This window comes from Gardnerella sp. c11Ua_71, assembly GCF_055818025.1.
This window is the reverse complement of sequence record NZ_JARFVR010000006.1, coordinates 122839-133058: the sequence shown is the minus strand read 5'-3', so window position 1 is coordinate 133058 and position 10220 is coordinate 122839. Positions and strand designations below refer to the sequence as shown.

Annotated in this window: 8 protein-coding genes; 1 reads left to right on the top strand and 7 read right to left on the bottom strand. The window is 42.4% G+C overall.

The genetic code is table 11. The features are described 5' to 3' along the window. Window positions 1-131 precede the first annotated feature (131 nt). On the top strand, window positions 132-914 hold the full coding sequence (locus P0106_RS06345) for an SIR2 family NAD-dependent protein deacylase (protein ID WP_473730576.1): 783 nt from the start codon (window positions 132-134) through the stop codon (window positions 912-914). Window positions 915-942: 28 nt separating this feature from the next. Here the strand turns inward: P0106_RS06345 and P0106_RS06340 are convergent, their stop codons facing one another. The 7 genes from P0106_RS06340 to P0106_RS06310 form a co-directional block, all read right to left on the bottom strand. Continuing rightward, window positions 943-2886: an alpha-glucosidase gene (locus P0106_RS06340; protein ID WP_473730575.1), complete on the bottom strand. Its 1944-nt coding sequence runs from the start codon at window positions 2884-2886 to the stop codon at window positions 943-945. 213 nt (window positions 2887-3099) lie between these two features. Beyond that, window positions 3100-4068: a ketopantoate reductase family protein gene (locus P0106_RS06335; RefSeq protein ID WP_422119692.1), complete on the bottom strand. Its 969-nt coding sequence runs from the start codon at window positions 4066-4068 to the stop codon at window positions 3100-3102. 257 nt (window positions 4069-4325) lie between these two features. Continuing rightward, window positions 4326-5390 carry a ribokinase gene (locus P0106_RS06330; protein ID WP_004137714.1) on the bottom strand — a complete coding sequence of 355 codons (1065 nt, stop codon included), beginning with the start codon at window positions 5388-5390 and terminating at the stop codon, window positions 4326-4328. A gap of 68 nt (window positions 5391-5458) precedes the next feature. Next, window positions 5459-5854, bottom strand: a complete 396-nt coding sequence (rbsD, locus tag P0106_RS06325; protein ID WP_004116568.1) for a D-ribose pyranase — start codon at window positions 5852-5854, stop codon at window positions 5459-5461. 389 nt (window positions 5855-6243) lie between these two features. Beyond that, window positions 6244-7182 (bottom strand): D-ribose ABC transporter substrate-binding protein, encoded by a 939-nt coding sequence (locus P0106_RS06320; RefSeq protein WP_019261473.1) that lies wholly within the window; start codon window positions 7180-7182, stop codon window positions 6244-6246. Window positions 7183-7480: 298 nt separating this feature from the next. Continuing rightward, window positions 7481-8482, bottom strand: coding sequence for an ABC transporter permease (locus tag P0106_RS06315; protein ID WP_004116562.1), 1002 nt, complete (start codon window positions 8480-8482; stop codon window positions 7481-7483). Window positions 8483-8644: 162 nt separating this feature from the next. Then, a complete protein-coding gene (locus P0106_RS06310) occupies window positions 8645-10138 on the bottom strand; it encodes a sugar ABC transporter ATP-binding protein (protein ID WP_473730574.1) in 1494 nt (497 codons plus the stop codon). Window positions 10139-10220: the final 82 nt, after the last annotated feature.

The window sequence follows — 10220 nt, the reverse complement described above, 5'->3', positions numbered from 1 at the left end:
ACGCAAAACCCGGGAGTGTCGCGCAAAGCAATCGAGCAAAATAATCAAAATACACAACGCAAACAACGTAAACAAAATATATGCATACAATATGTATACGTGCTATGCGTTCGCGTGCTATATATAGGTATATGAGAAATAGCGAGAAAAACAGCAAGAACAACTCACACAATCACATTGTGGCTCTAACAGGCGCGGGAATATCTACAAGCGCTGGCATTCCAGACTTTCGAGGCCCAGATGGAGTTTGGACTAAACACCCAGAGCAAATGAGCGTTTACGATATAGACGCGTTTTTAAGCAGTGAAGAGGAACGCATTTACTCTTGGCGCTGGCAAAAAGAGTCGCCAGTTTGGAACGCTCAGCCAGGAACAGCACACAAATCGCTAGTAAAACTTGAGAAAGCTGGGATGCTGGACTTAATCGCCACTCAAAACTTTGATGCGCTTCACGAAAAAGCTGGAAACAGCCCAGATATTGTAGTGAACTTGCACGGAAGCATTGGAACATCACACTGCATGAGCTGCCACGCAAGCTACAATACAGCAGACATTATGCGCGACTTAGACGCACACCCAGACCCACATTGCAGGCGCGCGCTGCCGTATCGCGGAAATATGCCTTGCAATGGTCTTATAAAAACGGACGTAGTATATTTTGGAGAAGCACTTCCCGAAGGGGCGATGGAACGCAGCGCGCAGGCGATTATGCAAGCAAGCGAACTGTGGGTTATTGGCTCCACGCTAGAAGTGTTTCCAGCTGCCAGCCTTGTGCCACTAGCTGCTCGCGCAGGAGTGCCGATTACGATAATGAACCTGGGCGCTACGCAATACGATTATTTGGCAGAGCGCATAATACGCGAAGATATTGCGAAAGCTCTGCCAAAATTAGTAGACGAAACTATTGCAAAGTGAATATTACAAAGTGACTATTTCAAAATAATTATTGCAAGCTAACAGCGATTCCCTCCCAAGGCGCAAGCGTGCCATTTTTAAGTGATTTAAGAGCATGATCCGCGCTGTAGGTAGAAATCATCACATCATCATACGATACGCCATTAGAGGCGACATTACGCAACAATTCGGCACTTTGAGCAGGTATTGCCACAGACGAATCCGTCATATTTACCATTACGAGCAGCTTCTTTATCGAGACAGAGGAAGAATCGCCAGCAACCGCGCTTGAAGAACGCACACCATTCTCAAGACCTGTCTCATCCGCCTTAGCATTCTCACAAGTCTGCTCAACCTTCCTAATAAACGCGTAAACACACTCATCATCCGCATCAATCAAATTCCAAGAACCAGCCGAAACAACAGGCTGCAAATGACGCAACTCAATCAAACGCTTGTAGAACGAATAAACAGAATCCGAATCTTCCATTTGCTCAGCCGCGTTAATATCTACATAATTAGGATTCACGCTAATCCACGGCTGTGCATTATTTTGCGACGGAACATTAAAAGGCATGAATCCCGCATATTTAGACGCATTCCATTGCATAGGCGTTCGAGAATTATCGCGACCGCGCTTTGCGAGCGCATCCATCATCGACTCAGCCGACTGAATATGCGCTTCTTCTACGCGCTGCTTAAACATATTTAACGCTTCCAAATCGCGATACTGCTCGAGACGTGTAAAGTGCGCGTTAGTCATGCCAATTTCTTCACCCTGATACACGTACGGAGTGCCGCGGTGCATGTGCAAGAGCATTGCAATCGCCTTAGCGGAAAGCACGCGCATCTCATCGCTAGCCTCACTACCCCAGCGAGAAAGCGCACGCGGCTGATCGTGATTATTAAAGAACAGGCTCGCCCAACCAGCATCGCTAACTGCCTGCTGCTGATCTGCCATTGCGCGTTTTAATGCCGTCAACTTAAGAGGAATAGGATTCCACTTAGTGCCATTTGCGCAATCAACATTAACTTGATCGAACAAGAAGAGCATGTCTAGCTCACCATTAGCAGGATTTGTAATATAAGTGTTTCGATGCGCGGAAATTCCAGGAGCCTCGCCAACAGTTAAGAAACCTTCACGACCTTTGAAAACCGCCTCGCGCATCTCGCGCAAAAACTCGTCTAAACGAGGGCCATCGGAGCAGAAGAAATACGGCGAAGAGTAGCCGTCGTCGCCTGCTGGCGCATCTTCAATCTGCGAACCGTATTCCCCTGGCAAACGTCCTTCGCTATCTATTTGCTTAGAAATTTGCGTAATCACATCCATACGGAAGCCGTCAATTCCGCGATCCATCCACCAATTCATCATCTTGTACACGGCAGCACGAACCGCAGGATTTTCCCAATTCAAATCTGGCTGCTTTGGCGAATACTGGTGGAAGTAATATTCGCCGCGCTTTGGATCGTAAGTCCACGCAGAACCGCCAAAATACGAGCCCCACTTATTTGGCTCAGCAACTGGCTCCCCAGGAACGCAACCTTTGCGCGCTGGTCTCCACCAATACCAGTCTGCGTAGTCGCTAGAAGCATCTCTTGAAGCCTGGAACCAAGCGTGCTCGTCGGAAGTGTGATTTACTACTAAATCCATCACAACCTTAAGCCCGCGCTTGTGCGCTTCTGCCAGAAGCTCGTCCATATCTTCTAGAGTGCCAAAAAGCGGATCAATATCTTGATAATCGGAAATATCGTAGCCGTTATCGTCTTGTGGAGACTTGTAAACAGGGCTAAGCCAAAGCACGTCAACACCTAAATCAGCCAAATAATCAAGACGCGAAGTAATGCCCTTCAAATCACCGATTCCGTCGCCGTTAGTATCTTGGAAGCTTCGCGGATAAATCTGATACACAACTGCATTCGCCCACCAAGGGTTTGGCGTAGCACCGTTTGTGCGCACGGATTCTGGCAAATTCGCTCTGTCAAAAGTAGTCATACATTCCCCATTAATTTACGTCAATAAGTATTTTTATTACAGTTTTATTTATTACAAATAATTTTATTTATTTAATAGTATTTATGATTTTAGACTCTAAATTTTATCAGCATATTAGATGTTACGCGCGGATAATAAAAAGCGGCCCGTAGTAAAAACCACGAGCCGTGTCTCCTTCTCATTCATTGTACGAATTGTAGAATGCTCTCCAAATCACTGCTGATTATGCAATTTGAATGCAAGCTCCGCCAAATGCACTCCGTGCGTTAAGAACTCGTGAGTGCGGCATACATAATCATTTTCGCGACCAAGCTTCGCAATATAACCGTTGATATAATCAACCTCTGTTTTTCGTCCACGACTCATATCTTGATACATAGAAGGATAGTGCAAAGGATTTGCCACTCGGCTCACGTAATCAATAGCCTCCAACTCCTGCTGACGCGTATTAACCATACGAATTCCTGCACGATCGCACACATCGTATGCCTCGTCAATAAGTTGGCGAGCCATATCCATAGCCCCTTGGTACGAAATAAACTGACCCATCTGAATCTGATACATTGTGCACAAAGTGTTAACTACGGAATTAAAAACTACCTTCGCCATGCAAGTACCCTTGAAATCTTCCGTAATAGTAGGATTCAAGCCAGCAGCTTTAAAATCATCTCGCATAGCAAGCTCAACATCACTCACCTGCTCGTTCAACGCGCACATATTCATCGTACCAACGCCGACTTTACCAATAAAATCAACGTCGCCCGGGCCATTCAGCACGGTTGCAATCATTGCAGTGCCGCCATAAATACGATCATCCGAGAAATATTGCTGAAGCTTCTCAAAATGACCCCAACCATTCATTGCCGCGAACACAACCTGATGATCCTTAAACAAATGCTTGCATCGCTCCAACATTTGAGCAAGTTGCATCTGCTTCATAAACACAATCCACACATCTGGATCGCCTTCATAATCCTCAGGGGTATACATATTGATTGGCACAAGATGACGATTCTCATGATCGCGGCTCACCATTACGCCGCCTTGCTCGCGAACTTTATTCACATTTTCATCCCAGGCATCAATGAAATCAACATGAATGCCAGCCGTTTCCTGCAACAAAACGCCATAGCGATACCCCATAGCTCCAGAACCGATCATTGCATATTTCATGCCACTCATAGTGACACCTCCTTTTAGGTAAAAATGTGCTTAGGCGAAATTCGTACATACATGGAAATTCGTCGAAGCGACTATGAATATAGTAAAAAGCAGTAAAGCTGATTGTAGTGACTAAAATCAGCCAACTGCTTTTTGGTTTTTATAGCATATTACACAGTTTTTTGAGAATGTCAAAATTTTGTATTATTTAAAATGCAATTACCAACTAATAATGCTCACAAATATGCGTATATCGCAATCACCTACAACTCAGTCACTTAAACATTAAAAAATTGACGAATTTGTTCAACTGTGCCATAAGAAGCTTGAGCGCCAAAACCAGTAGCTGCATACGCAGAAACATAAGACGCTAACGCGGCAGCTTCGTCTAAACGCATATCTACAGACAAACAAGCTAATATTGTGCCCATAAAAGCATCACCGCAGCCAGTTGTATCAACAGCTTTAACTCTCTGAGGGGAAATCATGCATACGCAATCCTCTTTTGAATAATCCAACACTACAGAGCCTTTAGAGCCAAGAGTAACTACAGCTTCATCAAAGCCAAAATCATGCATAGCGTGAGCTACATGATTCCAATCAAAAGAATACCAATCGCCATCATCTGGCTCTTCAATATTCAAAAGTTGCGCCATCTCATGCTCGTTAACAAGCAAAATATCCGCAGAATCAATCAAATCTTTAGGCAACTTGTTTAAAAATGGCGAATCGTTAAGAAGCACTTTTACGCCGTTTTCATGCGCTAGTTGTGCGCACATAGTTACAGTTTCTAAAGGACTTTCTAAACAAAGACCAAGAACTTTTGCGCTAGTAAGAGCGGATTTTACTAATGGCGATTGAATATACTCACAATCTACTAAAGAATTAGAACCTGGAGCATACACAATAGTGTTTTCACCGCTATGAGCATCTACAGTAATCACAGTTGCGCCACTCTTTTTATTTTCTACGCGACGAACACAAGTTGTATCAACTCCGGAAGATTGCAAAGAATTTAGGAGAAAATCAGCATTGGAATCATTGCCAACTGCACCAAACATTTTAACGTGTGCACCGAGTTTTGCAGCCGATACAGCTTGATTACCAGATTTTCCACCTGGCAACACGCGAATCTCGTTTCCATTAATGGTTTCTCCTGGGTTAGGAAGACGATCTGCCACAATAGTGTAATCCGCATTCATAGAGCCGACTATTGCAATAGCGTTTGAATCCGCTTTATGTGATTCTTGCATATTCTCTTGCGTAACTTTTAAATCGTTTAAGCGGAGCGACGCAATATTTTCTAATCCACTTAACGAATCAAGCTTACTATAACAATGCATTTTTCTCCTAAATCAGCAACTAATCTTTAATATTAAAAATTTATAAAAGAACACCACAATTTAGAAATTTAGAAAGGAACGCCACAGCGCAATAAAACGTTGGAATATGGCGTAGTTTCGCCTGTACGAATCACAAATTTTGCTTGTGAAACTAAAGCTTTAAAACCTTCATCGCCATCGTGTGGAACGTATGTTAGCGGCACGCCTAAGGATTCTTTTACCCACTCTTCTGGCTTTTTATTGCATGCTTCTTTAGCCATTATGCCTGATTCAAGTACCAAATCAGCTTTGATTGCATTCAGCACATCGCTAAATCGTGGAATTCCAAACACTAAAGCTAAATCTATTACCTCTACGCCTTGTGGAACTGGTAATCCGCAATCAGAAATAACAAATTGATCCTTATGCCTAAGCTTTGCCAGAGCAGCCGCTAATTGCGAGTTCAAGATGCCATGAGTTAACATTTTTCTCCTTATGATATTAAATTTTTACCTTGCATTAGTGACTATCAACAGTGATAATCGCATAATAGCAAATGCTCATCAAGCTTAAATGCTTGCTGTAATGATTGTTATAAGACTAAATATCTACTTATTTATATTTACTTATTTTAAATATTTACTTTTTATATATTTACAAATAATGCATCCAAAATAATGTGATATTAAAAACAACAAATAGTGCGGCGTTGAAAACGATGACAACATACACGTTGCATATGCAATAAAATCGTATTAATTGTTACGCTTAGCATACAAGTCAACGATTTCAACGCCATATAAATGTTGTACTACTTTTTGTACACTTTTCACACTATTTGGTTTACTACTTTTTTGTACTACTTGATTTACTATTACTCGAAATCGGCTACATTCTTTGCTGTAACTGTTTTCACAGTAATTGGCTCAGTCTTTGGAACAGTTTGCTTCTTAATAGCTTTTACAGCTGCAGCAACGGCAGAACGCCCAAGCTCCTTTGGTTGCTGAGCAATAGTGCCAGCCATTGTTCCAGCCTTAATAGCCTTCATGCCATCGGCAGTACCATCGAAGCCAACTACTTTAACATCTTTACCAGCTTTAGCACCTAATGATTGGATTGCACCTAATGCCATCTCGTCATTCTCGGCGTAAATGCCAGCTGCGTTCGGATGAGATTGCAACAAGTTGGTTGCAACGTTCAACGCCTCAGCACGATCAAAGTTAGCAGTCTGCTCCGCAACAACCTTAATATTTGGATACTTCTTAATGCGATCTTTAAAACCTTTGCCACGATCTCGCGTAGAAGCAGCACCTGGGATGCCTTGCAAAATTAGAACTTCGCCCTTTTCTCCCATGCTCTTAGCGAGCGCATCGGCAGCTTGAGCACCTCCTGCCACGTTATCGGAGGCAATGTGAGAAGTAACTTTTTCGCCAGTTACGGAACGATCCACAGAAATCACAGGCATACCAGAGCTAAGAAGTGGCGCAACGGCTGGGCCAGCAGCATCGGAATCCACAGGATTTATAATTACTGCTTTAGCACCTTGAGATTGCGCGTTTTGAGCTTGATCTTGCTGCTTAGAAGAATCGTTCTGAGCATCTGAAACCTGTAAATCAACTCCCAGCTTCTTGGCTTCCGCTTGCGCACCATCACGCAAATCCACAAAGAATGGATTATTTAGCGTAGACACTAACAGCGCAACCTTGTCGTTAGAGCTTGCATTTCCACACGCACTCATGCTGAAAACAAGAGCCGATGCTGCTGCAACAGCACAAGCGAGCTTCATACCACGGCGCATAACTAGATAATTCATCATATCTCCTTTGACTATTGCCTTATTAATCGCAAATCACAATATTTAAAACATTATTTGCATAAATAAGGCTGATGTTTTTGCCATTTATTTACCATATTGTTAAATTGTTTTCAGTTATAATTTAAATTATTTTTATTAGATTTTTGTTAGATTTCTTATTATATTTTTGCTGCATTTAGGCATTGATGCTTGCCACCATTAAGTCAATACCTTTATAAACACCCCCCTTCTAAGCAAGGAGATCAAGTTTCTACGGATTATTAATATGTCTATTAATTGCTTAGTATGCCTTATTTCAGTGAGTATCTTCCTTGCGTCGCAAAGTATCGAGGCTTACAGCAAACGCAATCACCAAGCCAATAACAACTTGCTGCCAGAAGGAAGAAACGTTCAAAATGTTCAAGCCATTACGAATAACAGCCAAAAGTATTGCGCCTACGAATGTGCCTGAAATCTTACCTTTGCCTCCAGAAAGCGATGCGCCACCAATAACCACAGACGCTATAGCATCCATCTCGTAACCGGTAGCTGCTTGAGGCTGAGCAGAATGCAAACGCCCTGCAATCACTAAACCAGCTACAGCAGCAAAAACGCCAGAAAGAATAAACACCATAATTTGAGTTTTATGAATGTTTATGCCAGAAAGACGAGATGCTTCCATATTTCCGCCAACAGCATACATTGAACGACCTGTAGTAGTGAAGTTCAAGATTATTGCGGAAATAACGCCCATAATAATCATCATCACTATTGGCATAGGTATTCCGCATATTGTTGCTCCGAAGAAATTCACCATGCCCGAAGTGGAAATAGGACGACCATCCGAAACAACCAGCGTAAGTCCACGAGCCACAGACATCATTGCCAACGTGGCAATAAACGACGGCAGCTTAAGAAAAGCATTAGCAACGCCAGAAATTAAGCCAAAAACTGCGCCTGTAGCAATGCCAATAATAATAGTCAATATTGGAGGCAAGCCCATAGAAGCGCCGGTGTAAGCAACAAGCATGCTAGAAATTGCAGCAACTGCACCAACCGACAAATCAATTCCAGCTGAAACGATTACGAAAGTTTGACCAAATGCCAAAATTGCTACCGTAGCCGCTTGAATTCCAACGTTGAGAATATTTACACTTGTTAAAAATGCAGGCGTAGCGCAAGAAAGCGCTGCACACAAAATAATCAAACCAATAAGTGCACCATTACGAGATGCAAATTTTTTTAACGTTGGCAAAAAGCCTTTGTCGTCTGCACCATACCCTAAACGGTGAGATTTTTCGCTCTTTGTAGCACTCATAACAAATACTCCTTTAACGAGTTTCCAACAGTTCACAGCACCTATTTGCGCTTTTCAAACTGCAGAACGCAAGTTTTACGTTTTACAAGTAATCTTTCAATTTTTAATTTTTCAATATGACTTCACGCCATGTTGTTTATTGTTATTTATTGCTATTTATTCCTATTTATCTGATTCACTAAGATGCGTTACGGCAAGTTCCATAACCTTTTCCTGCGTAGCTTCGCTTGCAGCAAGCTCTCCACTGATCTTGCCGTTTGACATTACGAAAATACGATCAGACATTCCTAGAACTTCAGGTAAATCTGACGAAGCCATAAGTACTGCTCCACCGTTTTCAACGATATTGTTAATAAGCTCATAGATTTCAACGCGAGCGCCAACATCAACGCCACGAGTAGGCTCATCCAAAAGCAGCACTTTTACGTTTGCCATAGACCACTTGCCAAATACGATTTTCTGTTGATTTCCACCAGAAAGCGAACCAGCAAGCTGATCAATATTTGCCATGCGAATACGCAATTTCTCTGCAGTTTCTTCTTCATGCGCACGCTGACCTTTCAAATCTGCAAAACCAGCATGAGATGTAGGAATTAACGTAGAGATTCCAAGATTATCTGCAACAGATGCCTCCAAAATAAGACCTTGCACGCGACGATCTTCTGGCACTAATCCAAGACCTGCAGCAATGCTGCCAGCAATATTTGCTTTAGGAATCGCTTTTCCGTCTACTGAAACAGATCCCGAATCGTAAGTATCCGCTCCAAATATTGCACGAAGAACCTCAGTCCTACCAGCACCAACCAAGCCTGCAAGTCCAACGACTTCTCCAGCATGAACGCTAAAAGACACATCCTCAATAGCACCTTTTCGCGTTAATCCTTCTACTTTTAGCAGTTCCTTGCCTTGATGCCTATTCCCATGCGGGAACTGATTAGTTATATCGCGTCCAACCATTAACCTTACAAGTTCTTTTTCTGGAACATCTGCACTAACAGTGTCAACGTATTTTCCATCTCGAAGTACGGTTACTACATCTCCAACTCGCGCAATCTCATCCAAATGGTGAGAAATAAATACCATTCCAACATTTTTAGATTTCAAATCTGCAATAATGCTGAATAATTGTTCACACTCACGTTTTGTAAGTGCTGCTGTCGGTTCGTCAAGAATAAGAATAGATGCATGTTGCATAAGCGCTTTAGCAATTTCTACCATTTGTTGACGAGCCACTCCAAGCTCTCCCATTGGCCTATCTACATCTTCTTCTAAGCCAATAACTTGCAATGCCTCTTTTGCTTTAGATCGCATAGTTGCACGATCAACAAAACCAGCTTTGGTTGGTAGCATGCCAAGAAACAGATTTTCCATAATAGAAAGTTCAGGCACTAAATTTAACTCTTGGTGTATTACAGCAATACCTAATTTGCGCGCAGCATCTACATTAGGAATACGCACCGTTTTACCGTTAATCTCAATATGACCTTTATCTGGCTGATAAATGCCACTCATCATTTTAATAACAGTTGACTTGCCAGCACCATTTTCACCAAGTAGAACATGAACTTCACCTGGCTTTACTTTTACTGACACATTGTCAACTACAGTAGAATTACCGAATATTTTCGATACTCCTACTAATGACAGCTCCGTCATGTTTAGCCTCTTCCTTCGCTATAGCATCAATGCGCTCGCGAAATTACCATTGATTACGTCAAGTTATTGTTTGTTTAGTTAC

What these genes read in the sequence shown, in the direction of transcription:
- P0106_RS06345 (WP_473730576.1), top strand. Translation starts at nt 132, where the DNA reads ATGAGAAATAGCGAGAAAAACAGCAAGAACAACTCACACAATCACATT.
- P0106_RS06340 (WP_473730575.1), bottom strand. Translation starts at nt 2,886, where the DNA reads ATGACTACTTTTGACAGAGCGAATTTGCCAGAATCCGTGCGCACAAAC.
- P0106_RS06335 (WP_422119692.1), bottom strand. Translation starts at nt 4,068, where the DNA reads ATGAGTGGCATGAAATATGCAATGATCGGTTCTGGAGCTATGGGGTAT.
- P0106_RS06330 (WP_004137714.1), bottom strand. Translation starts at nt 5,390, where the DNA reads ATGCATTGTTATAGTAAGCTTGATTCGTTAAGTGGATTAGAAAATATT.
- rbsD (WP_004116568.1), bottom strand. Translation starts at nt 5,854, where the DNA reads ATGTTAACTCATGGCATCTTGAACTCGCAATTAGCGGCTGCTCTGGCA.
- P0106_RS06320 (WP_019261473.1), bottom strand. Translation starts at nt 7,182, where the DNA reads ATGAATTATCTAGTTATGCGCCGTGGTATGAAGCTCGCTTGTGCTGTT.
- P0106_RS06315 (WP_004116562.1), bottom strand. Translation starts at nt 8,482, where the DNA reads ATGAGTGCTACAAAGAGCGAAAAATCTCACCGTTTAGGGTATGGTGCA.
- P0106_RS06310 (WP_473730574.1), bottom strand. Translation starts at nt 10,138, where the DNA reads ATGACGGAGCTGTCATTAGTAGGAGTATCGAAAATATTCGGTAATTCT.